The 16,495-nt window shown below is 73.4% G+C and carries 20 protein-coding genes and 1 pseudogene; 8 read left to right on the top strand and 13 right to left on the bottom strand.

The features are described from left to right. Positions 1-145, top strand: a 145-nt coding sequence (locus IE244_RS38470; protein ID WP_506005183.1) for a non-reducing end alpha-L-arabinofuranosidase family hydrolase, incomplete at its 5' end; no start/stop codon positions are given. Between the two features lie 57 nt (positions 146-202). On the opposite strand, the gene IE244_RS38465 is transcribed toward IE244_RS38470, so the two are convergent. The 4 genes from IE244_RS38465 to IE244_RS38450 form a co-directional block, all read right to left on the bottom strand. Then, a complete protein-coding gene (locus tag IE244_RS38465; protein WP_191878218.1) occupies positions 203-478 on the bottom strand; it encodes a hypothetical protein in 276 nt (91 codons plus the stop codon). An 84-nt stretch (positions 479-562) separates the two neighbouring features. After that, positions 563-1,189, bottom strand: coding sequence for a YigZ family protein (locus IE244_RS38460; RefSeq protein WP_191878217.1), 627 nt, complete (start codon positions 1,187-1,189; stop codon positions 563-565). Positions 1,190-1,232: 43 nt separating this feature from the next. Further along, complete coding sequence (locus IE244_RS38455) at positions 1,233-1,775, bottom strand: SixA phosphatase family protein (protein WP_191878216.1); 543 nt, start codon at positions 1,773-1,775, stop codon at positions 1,233-1,235. Next, complete coding sequence (locus IE244_RS38450; RefSeq protein WP_191878215.1) at positions 1,772-2,665, bottom strand: hypothetical protein; 894 nt, start codon at positions 2,663-2,665, stop codon at positions 1,772-1,774. Before IE244_RS38450 ends, IE244_RS38455 begins: the two co-directional genes overlap by 4 nt. A 143-nt stretch (positions 2,666-2,808) precedes the next feature. On the opposite strand from IE244_RS38450, the gene IE244_RS38445 reads away from it, so the two are divergent. The 3 genes from IE244_RS38445 to IE244_RS38435 all read left to right on the top strand — a co-directional run bounded on the left by IE244_RS38445 (position 2,809) and on the right by IE244_RS38435 (position 6,361). Beyond that, positions 2,809-3,216: a CoA-binding protein gene (locus IE244_RS38445; protein ID WP_191878224.1), complete on the top strand. Its 408-nt coding sequence runs from the start codon at positions 2,809-2,811 to the stop codon at positions 3,214-3,216. 214 nt (positions 3,217-3,430) lie between these two features. Continuing rightward, the gene (locus IE244_RS38440; RefSeq protein ID WP_191878214.1) at positions 3,431-5,071 is read left to right on the top strand and encodes an APC family permease; all 1,641 of its coding nucleotides are present in this window, start codon (positions 3,431-3,433) and stop codon (positions 5,069-5,071) included. A 66-nt stretch (positions 5,072-5,137) separates the two neighbouring features. Then, positions 5,138-6,361: a 4-hydroxybenzoate 3-monooxygenase gene (locus IE244_RS38435; protein ID WP_191878213.1), complete on the top strand. Its 1,224-nt coding sequence runs from the start codon at positions 5,138-5,140 to the stop codon at positions 6,359-6,361. On the opposite strand, the gene IE244_RS38430 is transcribed toward IE244_RS38435, so the two are convergent. Next, positions 6,355-6,717 carry an ArsR/SmtB family transcription factor gene (locus tag IE244_RS38430; protein ID WP_229854704.1) on the bottom strand — a complete coding sequence of 121 codons (363 nt, stop codon included), beginning with the start codon at positions 6,715-6,717 and terminating at the stop codon, positions 6,355-6,357. The genes IE244_RS38435 and IE244_RS38430 overlap by 7 nt on opposite strands. A 60-nt stretch (positions 6,718-6,777) precedes the next feature. Between IE244_RS38430 and IE244_RS38425 the strand changes: the two genes are divergently transcribed. Then, positions 6,778-7,866 carry a cation diffusion facilitator family transporter gene (locus tag IE244_RS38425; protein WP_191878212.1) on the top strand — a complete coding sequence of 363 codons (1,089 nt, stop codon included), beginning with the start codon at positions 6,778-6,780 and terminating at the stop codon, positions 7,864-7,866. 36 nt (positions 7,867-7,902) lie between these two features. Here the strand turns inward: IE244_RS38425 and IE244_RS43435 are convergent. Both IE244_RS43435 and IE244_RS38420 read right to left on the bottom strand, forming a co-directional pair. Continuing rightward, a pseudogene (locus IE244_RS43435) lies at positions 7,903-8,025 on the bottom strand (YbaK/EbsC family protein); the annotation flags it as partial. 48 nt (positions 8,026-8,073) lie between these two features. Then, positions 8,074-8,646 (bottom strand): XRE family transcriptional regulator, encoded by a 573-nt coding sequence (locus IE244_RS38420; protein ID WP_191878211.1) that lies wholly within the window; start codon positions 8,644-8,646, stop codon positions 8,074-8,076. A 107-nt stretch (positions 8,647-8,753) separates the two neighbouring features. Here IE244_RS38420 and IE244_RS38415 point away from each other — a divergent pair, with 107 nt between their 5' ends. After that, complete coding sequence (locus IE244_RS38415) at positions 8,754-9,611, top strand: DMT family transporter (protein ID WP_191878210.1); 858 nt, start codon at positions 8,754-8,756, stop codon at positions 9,609-9,611. Between the two features lies 1 nt (position 9,612). On the opposite strand, the gene IE244_RS38410 is transcribed toward IE244_RS38415, so the two are convergent. Next, positions 9,613-10,377 carry an acyltransferase gene (locus tag IE244_RS38410; RefSeq protein ID WP_191878209.1) on the bottom strand — a complete coding sequence of 255 codons (765 nt, stop codon included), beginning with the start codon at positions 10,375-10,377 and terminating at the stop codon, positions 9,613-9,615. 107 nt (positions 10,378-10,484) lie between these two features. Here IE244_RS38410 and IE244_RS38405 point away from each other — a divergent pair, with 107 nt between their 5' ends. After that, positions 10,485-11,012, top strand: a complete 528-nt coding sequence (locus IE244_RS38405) for a gamma carbonic anhydrase family protein (RefSeq protein ID WP_191878208.1) — start codon at positions 10,485-10,487, stop codon at positions 11,010-11,012. A gap of 87 nt (positions 11,013-11,099) precedes the next feature. Here IE244_RS38405 and IE244_RS38400 read toward each other — a convergent pair whose 3' ends face one another. Then, a complete protein-coding gene (locus IE244_RS38400; protein ID WP_191878207.1) occupies positions 11,100-11,744 on the bottom strand; it encodes a DedA family protein in 645 nt (214 codons plus the stop codon). Between the two features lie 253 nt (positions 11,745-11,997). On the opposite strand from IE244_RS38400, the gene IE244_RS38395 reads away from it, so the two are divergent. Further along, positions 11,998-13,056: a lysylphosphatidylglycerol synthase transmembrane domain-containing protein gene (locus IE244_RS38395; protein ID WP_191878206.1), complete on the top strand. Its 1,059-nt coding sequence runs from the start codon at positions 11,998-12,000 to the stop codon at positions 13,054-13,056. 7 nt (positions 13,057-13,063) lie between these two features. Here IE244_RS38395 and IE244_RS38390 read toward each other — a convergent pair whose 3' ends face one another. The 4 genes from IE244_RS38390 to IE244_RS38375 all read right to left on the bottom strand — a co-directional run bounded on the left by IE244_RS38390 (position 13,064) and on the right by IE244_RS38375 (position 16,481). Then, complete coding sequence (locus IE244_RS38390) at positions 13,064-14,101, bottom strand: class I SAM-dependent methyltransferase (RefSeq protein ID WP_373305828.1); 1,038 nt, start codon at positions 14,099-14,101, stop codon at positions 13,064-13,066. A 101-nt stretch (positions 14,102-14,202) separates the two neighbouring features. Beyond that, positions 14,203-15,384 carry a glycosyltransferase gene (locus tag IE244_RS38385; RefSeq protein ID WP_191878204.1) on the bottom strand — a complete coding sequence of 394 codons (1,182 nt, stop codon included), beginning with the start codon at positions 15,382-15,384 and terminating at the stop codon, positions 14,203-14,205. Then, on the bottom strand, positions 15,381-16,181 hold the full coding sequence (locus IE244_RS38380; protein WP_191878203.1) for an alpha/beta fold hydrolase: 801 nt from the start codon (positions 16,179-16,181) through the stop codon (positions 15,381-15,383). Before IE244_RS38380 ends, IE244_RS38385 begins: the two co-directional genes overlap by 4 nt. A gap of 3 nt (positions 16,182-16,184) precedes the next feature. Beyond that, entirely contained in the window at positions 16,185-16,481 is a 297-nt protein-coding gene (locus IE244_RS38375; RefSeq protein WP_191878222.1) for an acyl carrier protein, read from the bottom strand. Positions 16,482-16,495: the final 14 nt, after the last annotated feature.

Below are 16,495 nucleotides of genomic sequence, written 5' to 3'. Positions count from 1 at the left end.
CGACCTGGTCCGCACCAACCCCGACCAGACCATGACCATCGACCCCTGCCACCTGCAGCTCCTCTACCAGGGCAAGTCCCCCACCGCGACCGGCCCCTACGACCAACTGCCGTGGCGGCCGGGCGTCCTCACCCTGCAGCGCTGACGTGCGTACGCCGGGCCGCGCGAGCCGGTCAACTGGGCGGCGAGACAGACGGGTTGGTCAACCGGCCGGGCTCGCGCTCATGTGGCGTCCGTGGCGGCGCTCGGCCCGGTTGCCGGGGCGGAAGCGGTCGGGCGGCCTCGACCCGTTCCTCCTGCTCGCGCAACCGGCCGAAGCGGCGTTCCCGCGCTGCCGGGAACGGTGCTCCCGCCAGGCCCGTCGCGGGGTGGGGATCTCCATCGGTGCGCGCCGGGTGCGCACGAAACCCGCGACGAGGCTGAGCAGGCAGGCGACCGCCGTCACCGCGTACACCGCGGTACGTGCGCAGTGGGGCACCCTCACCGCTTCCCAGAACCCGCGCAGAAGGCGGTCACGACGAGCCAACCCGCTCCCGGACCCGCTCCCGACTAGGGCGAAGTGTCAGGCATCTCCGTAGGCTTCTGCGCCCAGTTCGAAGTCCGCTGTGCCCGCCGTCACACCGGCGAGCCATCCGCGGAAGGCGTCCACGTCGGCGTCCGGCAGGCCGATCTCGAGGGTGACGGCCTCGCCGTAACGGACGTCGCGGACCTCGCGTCCGGTGGCGCGCAGGTCGTTCTGGACCTTGCCCGCGCGCTGGTGGTCGACGGTCACCGTGGCCAGCCGGAAGCGGCGGCGGGTGAGCGTGCCAAGTGTGTCGAGGGCCTCGCCGACGGCGCCGCCGTAGGCCCGGATGAGCCCGCCGGCACCGAGCTTGACGCCTCCGTAGTAGCGGGTGACGACCGCGACGACGTAACGCATGTCACGGCGCAGCAGCATCTGGAGCATGGGCACACCGGCGGTGCCGCCCGGTTCGCCGTCGTCGCTGGCCTTCTGCACGGAGGCGTCGGCGCCGATGACGTACGCCCAGCAGTTGTGGGTGGCGTCCGCGTGCTCCTTGCGCACGGAGGCGATGAAGTCCTGTGCCTCCTGCTCGGTGGCGGCGGGGGCGAGGGCGCACAGGAAGCGGGAGCGGTTGATCTCGATCTCGTGCACGCCCGCGTGGGCGACTGTGCGGTACTCGTCCTGCATCCCGTCAGCCTATGCGCTCCGCGGGGTGCGCCGGGCCGGGGAGCTACTCCTTCCGCCCGCGGGGCACGGTGAGCGATGTCAGGAGGGCCACGCCGGGGCCGAGGGCCGGCCAGCCGGGACCGTACCAGGACAGGACGGCGATCGCGGACGTGGGGAACTTCGTCCGCACCCGGTCCAGCGTGTCGTCCAGACCGTCCCCGGCCAGCTCCAGCACCAGTTCCTGCAGCCCGGGGTTGTGCCCCACCACCAGCAGCGTCTCCACCTCGGGCGGCGCCTCGCGGACCGCCTCCAGCAGCTCGGGCACGCCGGCCGCGTACAGCCGCCGGTCGTAGCGCACCGGCGGCGGAGTGCCCCACTCCGCGGAGGCCAGCTCCCAGGTGCGGCGGGCGCGTACGGCCGTGGAGCACAGGGCGAGGTCGGGCAGGCAGTCGGCGTCGGCGAGGGCGCGCCCGGCGGCCGGGGCGTCCCGCAGGCCGCGCGGTCCGAGCGGCCTGCGGTGGTCCTCGACGCCGTCGGGCCAGGCGGACTTGGCGTGCCGCAGCACGACCAGCCGGCGCAGCGGGCCCGTGCCCGCCCGCGCGATCACGCGAGGCTCCCGAGGTCGCGGGCGAGGTCCAGGGCCAGCAGGCGGTCGGCGTAGACGTACGTCTCGAAGCGGGCCCCGTCGGGCAGGTCCGGGGCGCTCTCCACGGACCGCAGCACGTCCAGCACCCCGGGCAGGTCGAGATCGTCCTCCCACGCGGCGCGCAGCCGTGCCCGCACCTCGTCGGGCACCGGCCGCGACGGCTGCCGGGCCCACCCGGCCACGGCCCGCCGCCATCGCGCCAGCCGCGCGGCGGCCTCGCCCAGCACGGCGGAGTCCAGCCGGACGGCTTCCCCGCGCGGGACGGAGCACAGGGCGAGCCGGAGGGCGGCGGGGTCGGCGAGCAGCACCGGGAACGCGGGGTGCGCCGCGGGCCCGGGAGTGCGGCCGGGGGCGGTCCCGGCCCCCGAGGCGCCCGGCGCCGTACCGTCCGGGACGCCCGGGCCCGTGCCGCCGGCGCCCCCCGGCGGCTCCGCCCCACCGCTTGTGGGCGCCCCGGCCGGCGCCGGGCCGTCGGCCGGTCCCTCCCGCCACCGCACCGGCGCCACCAGCATCACCGGACCGGCGCCGAGGACATCCGCGCCCTCGGGTGTCACATGGATCGCCTGCGCCTCCCCCAGGCCGGACGCCAGGTCGCGCCCGTCCTCGAAGGGGCGGATGGACAGGGTGGTCGCGGCTGCGCGGAGTTCGGCCTGGCGGTGCGGGGCCGTGAGGATCGTCCAGACGGGCGTGCCGGACAGTTCCAGGGCGCGCACGAGGAGGTCGGCGGTGAGCAGCACCCGCAGGGCGGTCGGGTCGAGGCCGGAGGCGTAGGCCTCGATGCGGGTCAGGCCGCGGCGGGCGGGCGCGGCGGGGACGGGCTCACCGGTTCGGGCGTCGAGGATGCGCAGCACGGGGCGAGCGTAGGCGGGCGAGCGGCCCTGCGCAGGCACCTTGCGCCGATTCCGGACATGGTGGCGGCTAAGGGACGGGAATCCGGACCCGCGTGGGTGCTGTTGCCCAGGCGAACAGTTCCCCGCAGACCGAGGAGGCGGCCGTGTACGGCGACGAGGCGACGATCCGCAGGATCCTGACCCAGCTGGGCGACACCTGGGCGGTGGTCGGCCTGTCCACCAACCGGAGCCGGGCCGCGTACGGGGTGGCGCAGGTGCTGCAGCGGTTCGGCAAGCGGATCGTGCCGGTCCACCCCCAGGCCGAGACGGTGCACGGCGAACAGGGGTACGCCTCCCTCGCCGACATCCCCTTCGACGTCGACGTGGTAGACGTCTTCGTCAACGGCGAGCTGGCCGGCGCGGTGGCCGACGAGGCCGTGGCGAAGGGCGCGCGAGCGGTGTGGTTCCAGCTCGGCGTCGTGGACCCGGCCGCCTACGAGCGGACCCGGACGGCCGGTCTGGACATGGTCATGGACCGCTGCCCGGCGATCGAAATTCCCCTTCTCAGCTAGCGAATCTCTCCTTCTACTCACAATTGGCCGCTGAATATTGACATTCGTAAACCCGTCTGACCTGTGACAAGACCGTGACTGTGAGTGCGCCCAAGACACCTAAGATCCCAGGTCAAGTTTTGGTTAACACTCTTTTGCTGACGAGGAAAGCGTCCCTAGCCTGTGGCCTCCTTGCTCGTTAATCCTGCGTTTACGATCTGAGAGGCCACTTGACATGGCGAATGTCGACCAGGCTGCGCCGGTAGCCACAAGCGACACCGGTGGTGGTCTGCGCCGCGACGTCGGACTCATCGGTCTGATGTGGGCCTCGGTGGGCTCCATCATCGGCTCCGGCTGGCTCTTCGGTGCCGAGAAAGCAGTCACGGTGGCCGGTCCCGCCGCGATCATCTCGTGGGTGATCGGCGCGGTGGCCATCGTGCTGCTCGCCCTGGTGCACGCCGAGCTCGGCGGCATGTTCCCGGTGGCGGGCGGCACCGCGCGCTACCCGCACTACGCGTTCGGCGGCCTCGCCGGCATGTCCTTCGGCTGGTTCTCCTGGCTCCAGGCCGCGACCGTGGCGCCGATCGAGGTCGAGGCCATGATCGGCTATGCCAAGCACTGGCACTTCGCCGACGGGCTGCAGAACGCCAACGGCACGTTGACGGCCAGCGGCATCACCGTCGCGGTGATCCTCATGGCCGTGTTCGTCGCGGTCAACTTCCTCGGCGTCCGCGTCCTGGCCCACACCAACAGCGCCGCCACCTGGTGGAAGATCGCGGTCCCGCTCGCGGCGATCTTCATCATCGCGATCGGCAACTTCCACCCGGCCAACTTCACCTCCGAGGGCTTCGCGCCGATGGGCGCCAAGGGTGTCCTCACCGCGATCAGCTCCAGCGGCATCATCTTCGCGCTGCTCGGCTTCGAGCAGGCGATCCAGCTGGCCGGCGAGAGCCGCAACCCGAAGCGTGACCTGCCGCGCGCCACGCTCGGCTCGGTCGCCATCGGCGCCGTGATCTACGTCCTGCTCCAGGTCGTGTTCATCGCCGCCCTGCCGCACGCCTCCTTCGCGAAGGGCTGGGCGAACCTGGCCTACGCCGGCATCAGCGGCCCCTGGGCGGGTCTCGCCTCGCTGGTCGGCCTGGGCTGGCTGGCCTGGGTCCTGTACGCCGACGCGATCATCTCCCCCGGTGGCACCGGCCTGATCTACACCACCGCCACCTCCCGCATCTCCTACGGCCTGGCCAAGAACGGCTACGCGCCGAAGGTGTTCGCCAAGACGGACAAGCGCGGTGTGCCGTGGTTCGGTCTCGCGATCTCGTTCGTGACCGGTGTGATCTGCTTCCTGCCGTTCCCGAGCTGGCAGACGCTGGTCAGCTTCATCACCTCGGCGAGCGTGCTGATGTACGCGGGCGCCCCGCTGGCCTACGGCGTCTTCGCCGACCGGCTGCCGAACCACGAGCGTCCGTACCGCCTGCCCTTCGGCAAGGTCATCTCGCCGCTGTCCTTCGTGGTCGCCAACCTGATCATCTTCTGGTCCGGCTGGGACACCCTGTGGCGCCTGGGCTTCGCGATCCTGATCGGCTACGTGCTGCTCGGCTCGTACGCCTGGTACGCGATCCGCAAGAACCTGCCCAACGCGCCTCGGCTGGACTTCAAGGCCGCGCAGTGGCTGCTCCCCTACCTGGCGGGCATCGGTGTGATGTCCTACCTGAGCACCTTCGGTGGTACCGGTGACCTGCCGCTGTGGTGGGACATCCTGGTCGTCGCGGTGTTCTCGCTCGGCGTCTACTACTGGGCCAAGGCGACCGCCTCCAAGCCCGAGCAGATCGAGCGCGACATCGAGGAGGTCGTCGTCACCGACGCCCCGGCCCACTGAGCCACTCCCCCACCAGGTGTCCCGTCAGCAGAGCCATGGCTGACGGGACACCGTCATAATGCGGGGGTGATCTTCCCTTCCCCCCACCCCGGCTCCGCGCCCGAGGAACGCCGTACGGTCGTCGTCGTGGGCGCCGGACCCGCCGGACTCACCGTCGGCGGCATCCTGCGGGCCGCCTCCGTCGACTGTGTCGTCCTGGAGACCGAGAGCAGGCAGTTCATCGAGACGCGGCCCCGGGCCGGTGTCCTGGAGGAGTGGGCGGTGCGCGAGCTCGACCGGCGCGCGCTGTCCGAGCGGCTGCCCGAGCGGGCCGAGTCGCACAGCGCCTGCGAGTTCCGCTTCGAGGGCGAGCGACACCGCTTCGCCTACGCCGACCTGACCGGCGGTCACCACTACGTCTACCCACAGCCCCGGCTGGTGACCGACCTGGTGCGGGAGTACGCCGACGTGCGCGGCGGCGACATCCGCTTCGGGGTGCGTGACGTACGGCTGCACGACCTGGACTCGGACCGGCCGGCGGTCTCGTACCGGTGCCCGGACACGGGTGAGCGGCGGCGGCTGCGCTGCGACTTCGTCGCGGGCTGCGACGGGGCACGCGGGGTGACGCGGGACGCGATACCCCCGCAGCACAGGCGGATCGCCCGGCAGGACGACGGTATCGGCTGGCTGGCGCTGCTCGCAAAGGTACCGCCCTCCACGGACTGCGTCCTCTTCGGCGTCCACCCGCGCGGTTTCGCCGGGCAGATGCCCCGCGGCCCCGAGATGACCCGCTTCTACCTGCAGTGCCCGCCCGGCGACGATCCCCGGAACTGGCCGCACGAGCGGGTCTGGACCGAGCTGCGCGAGCGGCTCGCCGCGGCCGGAGCGCCCGCTCTGACCGAGGGCCGGCTGATCGAGAAGCGCGTTCTGGACATGCACCACTACGTCGTGGAACCCGTCGCCCACGGGCGGCTGTTCCTGGCCGGGGACGCCGGTCACCTGGTCGCGCCCATCGCGGCGAAGGGCATGAACCTCGCCCTGCACGACGCCTTCCTGCTGGGCGACGCGCTCACCGCGTACGTCACGCGGGGCGACCACGGCCCGCTGGACGGCTACTCGGCGGCGTGTCTGCGCCGGGTGTGGGACTACCAGGAGTTCTCACAGTGGCTGTCGGACATCTACCACGGCGTCGCGTCGGGCGACCCGTTCCGCGCCGGCACCACCCTGGCCAGGCTGCGCCGGCTGTTCACCTCGCCGACCGCGGCGGCGGCCTTCGCCGAGCAGTACCTCGGCACGGCGGCCGCCTACTGACTGCCCGTGCGCCCTTCGGCGAGGTGGTGGTCCGCCGTCTTCAGTGCCTCCTCGACCAGCCGGCGCAGGTGTCCGTGCGGCAGTGAGTAGATCACCCGGCGGCCCTCCTTGCGGGTCTTCACCAGGCCCGCGAGCCGCAGCCGGGCGAGGTGCTGGCTGACGGCGGGGCGGGCCGCGCCGCAGGCATCGGTGAGCGTCGTGACGTCGGCCTCGCCGGCCGACAGGGCGTACAGCAGGGCGAGGCGGGTGCGGTCGCCGAGCAGGGCCATCAGCTCGGCGGCGAGCGCGAACTGTTCCTCGCCCGGGCTGCGCGGGTGCGCATGGTGCGCAGGTGACAGGTGCATGCGTGCGCTCATACGCACATAATGGTCCGGTGGGCGCCATGCGTCCACTCCGCACACCGGAAGGGGATCCCCGTGAGCGACCGGCACCCTCATCGGCACGGACCTGCCCATGACCACAGACCCGAGCACGGCCCCGCCCACGGCCACGCCCACCACGAAGGCCGCACCGGCACCGCCGGCCTCCGGCACCGCCTCGCGCATCTGCTCACCCCGCACTCCCACGACAGCGCCGAACGGCTGGACCCGGCCATGGAGGCCTCGGCGCGGGGGATGCGGGCGCTGTGGGTGTCGCTGGCCGCACTCGGGGCGACGGCGCTGACGCAGGCGGCCGTGGTGGCCGTGTCCGGGTCGGTGGCGCTGCTCGGGGACAGCGTGCACAACGCCGCCGACGCGCTGACCGCCCTACCGCTCGGCATCGCCTTCGTGCTGGGCCGGCGGGCGGCGACCCGGCGGTTCACCTACGGCTACGGGCGTGCCGAAGATCTCGCGGGGCTGGTCATCGTGCTGACCATCGCCGCCTCGGCGGCCTTCGCGGCCTGGGCCGCCGTGGCGCGGCTGCTCGATCCGCGCCCGGTGACGCACCTGCCGGCGGTCGCGGTGGCCGCGCTGGTCGGGTTCGCCGGCAACGAGTGGGTGGCCCGGTACCGGATCCGGGTGGGCAGGGAGATCGGTTCGGCCGCGCTCGTCGCCGACGGGCTGCACGCGCGTACCGACGGTTTCACCTCGCTGGCGGTGCTGGTGGGTGCCGGAGGGTCGGCCCTGGGCTGGCGGGCGGCCGACCCGGTCGTGGGGCTGGTGATCACCGCGGCGATCGTCCTGGTGCTGCGGGACGCGGCGCGGGAGGTGTTCCGGCGGATGCTGGACGCCGTCGATCCGGCGCTGGTGGACCGGGCCGAGCGGGCGGTGCGGGCGGTGCCGGGCGTGCGTGAGGTGGGTGAGCTGCGGCTGCGCTGGATCGGACACCGGCTGCGGGCCGAACTCTCGGTGGTGGTGGACGGCGAGGCGACGCTCCGGCAGGCGCACGCGATCGCCGTCGACGCCGAACACGCCCTGCTGCACGCCGTACCGAGGCTGACGGCCGCCCTGGTCCACGCCGACCCGGCGCCGGCGCCGGGCGAGCGGGATCCGCATCTGGCGCTGGCCCACCATCTGACGGCGTAAGGGGTCCTGCCCCGCGGACCGCACGGCTCGGCCGGCGCCGAGGCCCTCCAGCACCACCGCGCCGGGGAGTTCCGCGAGGGCCTCGCCGGGGACCCGCAGCCTGCCACGCCGCCGTCCGCTGCCGACGAGGACACAGGGCGGTGCGACGACGGCTGCCTCCTGGCGCAACTGCTCCACCGTTCTGGTGCCGCCCCGCCGGGGCGCGGTTCAGCGTACCGGCGGCACCGAGACGGCCATCACCATCTCCATCGGGACGTCGCCCTCGTTGCCGTACGTGTGCGAGGTGCTCGCCTCGAACGTGGCGCTCGCACCGGTCGGCACGAGGTGTTTGACGCCGTCCACGGTGAGGGTCAGCTCTCCGGCGGTGACGTGGACGAGTTCGACCGTGCCCACCGGGTGCGGCTCGGAGGGGCTCTGCTCGCCGGGCATCAGGCGCCAGTCCCACATCTCCAGCGGACCGGGTGCCTCCGTGCCGGCCAGGAGGCGGTTGTAGCTGCCGGCGTCGGTGTGCCACAGCCGTACGGCCTGCTCGGCGGGGACGATGCGGACGGCGGGACCCTGCGCGTAGTCGAGCAGGGTGGTGATGCTGATGCCGAGCGCGTCGCCGATCTTGACGACGGTGCCGATGCTGGGGTTCGTCCGGGCCTGCTCGATCTGGATGAGCATGCCGCGGCTGACTCCCGCGCGTGCGGCGAGCGCGTCCAGGGTGAAGCCGCGCTCGGTGCGCCAGCGCTTGACGTTGCGCGCCAGTGACTGGGTCAGCAGGTCGAGGTCCGACACATCACGTCCATCGATGAGGGTTCAATATATGGGATGACAGGGTTCACTGAACTGAACTACGGTGGGCTGTACCTGATCGTTCATCGAACTGTACTGCGAGGCCGGCCGTGACAGCATTCTTCGCCCTGACCACCAGCCTCCTGTGGGGGCTGGCCGACTTCGGCGGCGGGCTGCTGACACGACGGACGCCCGCGCTGACGGTCGTGGTGGTCTCGCAGGCCGTCGCGGCGGCGGTGCTGGGCGCGATCGTCGTCGCGACGGGCGCGTGGGGCGAGGCCGGACCCCGTCTGTGGTTCGCGTTCGCCGCGGGCCTCGTCGGACCGGTCGCCCTGCTCTCCTTCTACCAGGCCCTCGCGCTCGGCCCCATGGGGGTCGTCTCGCCGCTCGCGACGCTGAGCGTGGCCGTGCCGGTCGGCGTCGGGCTGGTCCTCGGCGAGCGGCCCGGGCTGCTCCAGGTCGCGGGCATCGCGGTCGCCGTCACCGGTGTCGTCCTCGCGGGCGGCCCCCAGCTGCGCGGCGCGGCCGTACAACGGCGCACCATCCTGCTCACGCTGGTCGCGGCCCTGGGCTTCGGCACGGTGTTCGCCCTGATCACGGAGGCGTCGACGAACGTCACCGGCCTCTTCCTGGCCCTGTTCGTGCAGCGGCTGACGAACGTCGCGGTGGGCGGCGCGGCACTCGCCGTCTCCGTCCGGCGCGGCGGCCGTGCGCTGCCGGAGGGCGGCTTCCCCTGGGCCTCCCTGCCCGCGCTGGCCTTCGTCGGGCTCGCCGACGTGGCCGCCAACGGCACCTACGCCATCGCCGCCCAGCACGGTCCGGTCACCGTGGCGGCCGTGCTCGCCTCGCTGTATCCGGTGGTGACCGCGCTGGCGGCGCGCGGTTTCCTCAGCGAGCGGCTGCGCGCGATCCAGGCGGCGGGCGCGGGCCTGGCACTGGTCGGCACACTGCTGCTGGCGACCGGCTGAGTCAGCCCTCGGTCTCCAGTTCCGCGAGCCGGGCCACCCCGTCCTCGTCCAGCTCCGCCAGGGCCCGCAGCTGCTCCGGTGTCATCCCGTCCGGGATCGGCACGGGTGCCGGGGTCCTGAGGGGCGGCTGCCAGCCCTGCTCGGGTGTCCAGCGCCGGACGACCCGGGCCGGCGCCCCGGCGACCACGGCGTGATCGGGCACCGTGCCGCGGACCACGGCACCGGCCGCGACGACCACGTTCCGGCCGATCCGCGCGCCCGGCAGGATCACCGCGCCGGTGCCGATCCAGCAGCCCGGGCCGATCTCCACGGGCTCCATGCGGGGCCACTGCCTGCCGATGGGCTGGTGCGGGTCGTCGTAGGAGTGGTTGGTGGAGGTGACGTAGACGTACGGGCCGAAGTAGCAGTCGCTGCCGATGGTGACCGTCGTGTCCGCGATGACATGGCTGCCGCGGCCGAGCACCACGCCGTCGCCGATGCGCAGGATCGGGTCCGGGCCGAGGTCCAGGTCCGGCATCAGACCGGCGGTCAGCGTGACCTGCTCGGCGATGATGCAGTACGAGCCCAGGTGGATCCAGGGTTCGCCGAAGACCGTGCCGAGCGGGAAGGCGAGCTGGGTGGCCTCGCCGATCGAGCCGAAGTTCAGGCGGCCGGGGCGGTCGGCGGTGACGGAGCCCGCGCGCTGCGCCCAGGCCCAGGCCGCGTGCACCATGCGCTGCGCCACACGGCGACGCCAGGATGAGAACGTGTTCTTGGGCTTCGGCACGGGGTCACGTTACTCACCGGTTGTCCCCGGCGAGAGGGTGGGCTGCTGTGATCTTTGCCCCACGCCGTGTCGTACCGTGCGGGTACTTACGGATGGAGGAGACGGTGATGACGCAGCAGGCGCTGATCGTGGGTATCGGGGGCAAGGAGCCGCACATCGGTCCGGAGGCGTTCGTGGCCCCCACGGCCTCGGTCATCGGCGATGTCACGCTGCACGCGGGGGCCAGTGTCTGGTACGGCGCGGTGGTGCGCGGGGACGTCGAGAAGATCACCGTGGGTGCGCAGGCGAACGTGCAGGACAACGTCACCCTGCACGCCGATCCCGGGTTCCCGGTGAGCGTGGGCGAGCGGGTGTCCATCGGGCACAACGCCGTCGTGCACGGGGCGACCGTGGAGGACGACTGCCTGATCGGGATGGGGGCCACCGTGCTGAACGGGGCCGTGATCGGGGCCGGGTCGCTGGTCGCCGCGCAGGCTCTGGTGCCGCAGGGGATGGTGGTGCCGCCGGGGTCGCTGGTGGCGGGGGTGCCGGCGAAGGTGCGGCGGGAGCTGAGTGAGGAGGAGAAGCAGGGGGTGACTCTCAACGGCACCATGTACGCGGAGCTGGCCAAGGCGCACCGCGGGGTGCATGAGTAGGCCGTCCGGCGCGCGCGGGTGCGGGTTGCTCGCGCCCCCGCGGCGCGGCCGCACACCGACACGGCCCCGCCCCTTCCGGGGCGCCTGCTACTCCCCGGCGCCGACGGGTTCTGCTTCCCGGTCCTGCTGCTGGGCCTTCTTCGCCTTGCGCTTGACGAGCAGCACGGAGGCCAGGCCGACCAGGACCGCCGCCGCGAGGCCCACGTAGGAGAACTTCTTCAGCCAGTCCTCGGCCACCACGCCCACGTAGTAGATGACGGCCGTGGTGCCGCCCGCCCAGCAGATGCCCCCGAGGACGTTGGCGATCAGGAACTTCCAGTACGGCATGTGGAGGACGCCCGCGAGGGGGCCCGCGAAGATGCGCAGGAGGGCGATGAAGCGGCCGAAGAACACGGCCCACATGCCCCACTTCTCGAACGACCGCTCGGCGGTGGCCACATGGCCCTCACCGAAGTGCCTCGGGAACTTCCTGCCCAGCCAGGCCAGCAGCGGGCGGCCGCCCTTGCGGCCGATGGCGTAGCCGATCGAGTCGCCGATCACGGCACCGGCGGTGGCACAGGCGCCGAGGACGATCGGGTTGATGCCGGAGTGCTGGGAGGACATGAGCGCCGCCGAGACCAGAACGATCTCGCCCGGCAGCGGGATGCCCAGGCTCTCCAGACCGATCACCAGGGCCACCACGGCGTACACAGCTGCCGCGGGCACCGAGTCGAGCCATTCCTGGACGTGCACCGCCGGTTCCTCCCCTGTCGCCGTCCTGCTCTTCCAGGGCGCCGCATGTAAAGCGCGCCCCAAGGGAAGGCTACCTGGTCGGCGGTGAACGGAGGCCCGCGCGCACCCGCCCGGCGGCACCGTCCCGCCCTCGCTCCTTCGGCTTCCGGACACCCCGGTGTCACACGGGAGGGGAAAGCTCCCCCGCGGTTTCGCCCGACCCGCCTCCCCCAGGCCCCCGCCGCGGGGCCCGCTGCGGAAGGACGACGTCCCCGTGCCCTCAGTGTCCCCGTCCCCTCCGCCGCGCTCCCGGACCGCGGCTCCCCCGGCCGCCGGGTCCGCCGACTCCGGTGATCCGCCGGGAACCGGCCCGCGGACCGCCGCCCGGCCCCCGTCCCCCCTGGGGGCCCGGCGCCTACGGCTCGTCCTGTGCCTGGCTCCGCTGCTGCTGGCCGGCGGCTGGGCCGTCGTCAACCGGCCGGTGATGTACGAGGGCGTCCGGCGGCTCCTCGCGGCCGACCCGTGGTGGCTGCTGGCCGGGGCCGGCCTCACGGTCCTGAACTGTGTGGCGGCCTCGTGTGTCCGGCAGGGCGCCCTGCCGGACCGCCTGCCACCCGGACTGCTGCTCGCCTCGCAGTTCGCGGCCGGTGCCGCCAACCACGTGCTGCCGGGCGGGCTCGGCGCCCATGCCGTCACGCTGCGCTTCCTGCGGGGCCGCGGGGTGCCGGCCGCCCGGGCCACCGCGTCGATCGGGCTGTACTCGGTGGCCAAGTCCGGGGCGAAGACCGTGGTGCTGCTGGTGTTCCTGGCGGCGTCACCGGCCTGGCGGCGACTGGGCGATCTGGTGCCGGACGGGCGGACGGTGGTGCCGGTCGTCTGTGTCACAGGCGGGGTCGTCGCGGTGGCCGGGGTGCTGCTGAGGGTCGTACGACCGCTCTGGCGGCCGGTGACCGGGCTGCTGCGCACCGCCCTCGCCGATGCGCGGGAGGTGCACACCCGGCCCGCCCGGGTGGTCGCGCTGTGGGGCGGCGCGGTCGCGATGCCGCTGGTGCAGGGGACCACCCTCGCCTGTGTCGGTGCCGCGCTCGGCCTGGAGCTGCCCTGGACGCACGTGGTGCTCGCCTATCTCGCGGCCGGCACGGCCGTCGGGGCGGTGCCGGCGCCGGGCGGGCTCGCGGTGGACGCGGCGCTGGGGTGGACGCTGGTCGCCTTCGGCTCCCCGCCGGCACTGGCCGCGGCGACGGTCATCGGCTACCGGATGCTGACCGACTGGGTGCCGCTGCTGCCGGGTTCCCTGCTGCTGTCGGCACTCATCCGCGCGAAGGTGCTGTGAGCCCCGGTCACTCGCGGCGGGCCGCCAGGCGGTAGGCGTTGCACAGGCCGAGGCGCTGGGCCAGGGGGCGCACCGCGAACCGGTCGAGGAGCGTCGCGGTCAGGAGGGCGGGCACCCCCGCGAGGAGAACCGCGGTGCGCGCGGCCCGGCGCACGGCGCCGGGCGGCTCGGGCAGCCAGGGGGCGTCCTCGCGCGGGGCGGTGTGGTCCAGGGCCAGCCAGACGGCGGCGAGCAGGTCGACCGGGTCGTGCGCTTCGGCGTGCTGCTCGGCGACCACCGTGTAGCCCAGCTCGGTGAGCCGCCGCCGGAGACCCGCGACCGGCATGAAGTGCAGGTGCTGCGGTTGCAGCCAGGGCAGCCACCAGCGGCCGAGCAGCCGGGCGTAGCGGCTCTCCGGGTCCGGCACCTCGATGAGGAGGTGGCCGCCGGGGCGTAGGGCCTCGTGGGCGGCGCGCAGTTCGCGGTCCGGGTCGGTGCTGTGCTCCAGGTAGTGGAACATGCTCACCACGTCGTAGCGGGCGGCGAGTTCGGGGGCGAGCGCGGGAAAGGCGCCGCGGTAGGCGTGGTCCACGCGGCCCTCGCGGGCGGCGAGTTCGACGCCGTCGGTGAAGTCGAGCCCGTCGAAGGAGGTGCCGGGCAGGACGCTGCGGGCGGCCGCGCAGAAGTGGCCGTGCCCGGTGCCGACGTCCAGCCAGGCCTTCGGGGTGGGGTCGTGCGCCGCCATGGCTTCGGCGCGGCCCCGGTACATGGCGGTACGGCCGCCGAAGGTGCCGCTCATGCGCTGTTCACCGAGGCCGTCGTAGAAGTCGCGGTAGTAGAACTCCAGGCCCTCCTCGGTCAGCCGGGGGTTCTGGAAGGTGTGGTCGCAGCCGGCGCAGCGGTCGAGGGTGAAGCGGCCGGGCTTGTGCTGGAGCAGGTCGGTGGTGCGCAGGCGGGTGACGAGACGGTCCGAGCCGCACCAGGGGCAGGTCTCGCTCGGGGCTGCGAAGAAGCGGCCGGTTCCTGCGGCCAGGTCCCTTCGGTAGGCGGGGCGCAGGGCGGCGATGCGAGCCGCGTCGGTGTTCCCCCGCTTGCCCTTGCCACTCGCGTTCTCGTGGCTCTCGTTCTCGTGGCTCTCGTTCTCGTGGCTCTTGCCGTGCTGATCGCTCATCGGCTCTCCGCTGCGAGTCGTTCGAGGTGGGCCGCCGCGGCCTGGGCGCCGCCCGCCGCACGGAACGCGGTGCGGATCCGGGCGGCGGCGGCCCGGTGGGCGGGGTCGGTGAGAACGGTGTCGAGGGCCGCGCCCAGCCGGTCCGCACGGACCCGGCCGAAGCGGAGGCGGACACCGGCACCCGCGTCCACGACCTGTCCGGCCACCACGGGCTGGTCGTCACGGATCGGCGCGACGACGAGCGGCACGCCGTGCCACAGGGCCTCGCACACGGTGTTGTGTCCGGCATGGCAGACGACGGCGTCCATCCGCGCCAGCAGGGGGAGTTGGGGGACGGCCGGGAGGACCAGGACGTCCTTGTCGTCGGCAGGCGCCCCGAGGGCGCCACCCGGGTCGACGATCACCGCCTGTACGTGGTCGGCGCGTGCCCGCAGGGCGGTGCGGCACTCGGCGAGGAACCGGCCGCCCACGTCGGTGTTCGCCGTGCCCAGGGTCACCAGGACCTTCGCCCGGGCCTGGTCGAGTCGTTCCCAGGGGAAGCCGGGGCCGGCCGGGCGGCCCGTGAGCGAGGGACCGATGTAGTGGATGTGCGGCGCCAACGGAGCCTGAGGGCCGATGAGTTCGGGGATGCTGAAGACCAGCAGGAGGTGCGGTGAGGACCGCGGGTCGGCGGTGCCGGAGGGGTCGCCGATGCGGTCGCGCAGTTCGGTCAGGCGGTCCCGCAGCCACTCGGCGACCTTCGGCAGGCCGTCGTAGGCGCCGGAGAACTCGGCCGAGGTGGTGGCCGAGGTGGCCCACGGCAGCCCCAGGTCGTCCGCCACCAGGGCGCCGGCGAAGGCCTGTTGGTCGGCCACGACCACGTCCGGACGGAACGCCGCGGCCGCGGCGCGGACACCGGGCGCCATGGCGCGGGCGAGCGGCAGGAGATACGCCTCCCACAGGAACCTCAGCGCCTCGGCGCCTCTCAGGTCCGGCGGTCGTACGGCGCCCTCGGCGCCCGGCACCGGGCCCGCGCACCCGAACACCTCGGCGTCCGCGCCCGCGAGCCGCCGCGCCAGTGCCGGGTCGGCGCACACCCAGGCCACCCGGTGGCCCCGCCCGGTGAGCCGGGCGGCCACGCCCACGGCCGGGTTGACATGCCCGGTCAGCGGCGGCACGACGAAGAGGAAGGCACTCATGGGACACCCGCCCCGGCGCGGATCAGGTCCAGGATGTGTCCGCCCACGGCCGTGGGCGCCTCCACCAGCACCGAGTGCTCGTACCCGGGCAGCACCACCGCCCGGTAGTCCGTCAGCAGCGCCCGCATCAGCGGCACCAGGCCGGCGAGGTCCGACTCACCCCCGTACACGCCGAGGACCGGGCAGCGTACGGCTCTGACGGCGGCCTCGGTCAGCACGCGGCTGGCGGGGATGTCCCGGCCGAGGGTGGTCTCGCGGGCGAGCCGGGCCGCGCCCTTCGCCAGCCGGGCGGTGTTGTGGCCCCGGTGGGCGGTGATCCAGGCGACGGCGTCGGGCTCGTTGTGCGCGAGTTCGGTCATGACCCGGTCCAGGATGCGGCCGAGCTTCGCCGCCCACGCGGCGGTCGCGGGCTCGGACTCGATCAGCACCAGGCCGGCCGCTCGCTCCGGGTGCCGGGCGGCGAAGCCGAAGGCGATGGTGCCGCCGTAGGAGTTGCCGACGAGGTGGACCGGGCCGGTGACGGCGAGCCGGTCGAGGAGCGCCTCCAGGTCGTCGATGTTGTGGTCGAGGGTGTAGCCGTCCGGGGGGCGCTCGCTGCGTCCGTGCCCGCGCAGGTCGTACATGACGACGTCGAGTCCGGCCGCGGCGAAGGCGGGTGCGACGGTGAAGTAGTAGCTGGCCAGGCTGTCGGTGAGCAGCCCGTGCACCAGGACGACCGTCCCGCGCGGGGTGCTGTCGCCGGCGGGTGCCATGCGCTGGACGTGCAGCCGGATGCCGCGGGCGTCGACCATCGCCATGGGTCAGCCCGCCTGTGTGGTCTTCAGGCTCCACACCACGTACTCCACGAGCCGGCCGACGGTCAGCTCGATGATCTCGTCGAACTCCATGCCGGCCAGGAACTCGGCGAGGTTGACCCGCTGCCCGTACCGCTCCTCCAGCAGTCCGGCGAGGGTGACCAGGTCGATGCTCTCCAGTTCCAGGTCGCGGTTGAAGGTGGTGGACAGGCCGATCACCACGTCGTCGTCGCCGTACTCCGCCAGCACCGTGCGGAGCATGCCGGTGACGTCGGCGAGCACGGCGTCGGCGGTGGGCTGCACCGCGACCGGGTGGG

The organism is Streptomyces filipinensis, assembly GCF_014649495.1.
Lineage (GTDB): Bacteria > Actinomycetota > Actinomycetes > Streptomycetales > Streptomycetaceae > Streptomyces > Streptomyces filipinensis.
This window is presented reverse-complemented; position numbering and strand designations above follow the sequence as displayed.

Bases quoted from the DNA above. Each gene is read 5' to 3' on its own strand.
- IE244_RS38460 (WP_191878217.1), bottom strand. From the start codon at position 1,189: ATGCAGGACGAGTACCGCACAGTCGCCCACGCGGGCGTGCACGAGATC.
- IE244_RS38440 (WP_191878214.1), top strand. From the start codon at position 3,431: ATGGCGAATGTCGACCAGGCTGCGCCGGTAGCCACAAGCGACACCGGT.
- IE244_RS38430 (WP_229854704.1), bottom strand. From the start codon at position 6,717: ATGAGCGCACGCATGCACCTGTCACCTGCGCACCATGCGCACCCGCGC.
- IE244_RS38405 (WP_191878208.1), top strand. From the start codon at position 10,485: ATGACGCAGCAGGCGCTGATCGTGGGTATCGGGGGCAAGGAGCCGCAC.
- IE244_RS38385 (WP_191878204.1), bottom strand. From the start codon at position 15,384: ATGAGTGCCTTCCTCTTCGTCGTGCCGCCGCTGACCGGGCATGTCAAC.
- IE244_RS38380 (WP_191878203.1), bottom strand. From the start codon at position 16,181: ATGGCGATGGTCGACGCCCGCGGCATCCGGCTGCACGTCCAGCGCATG.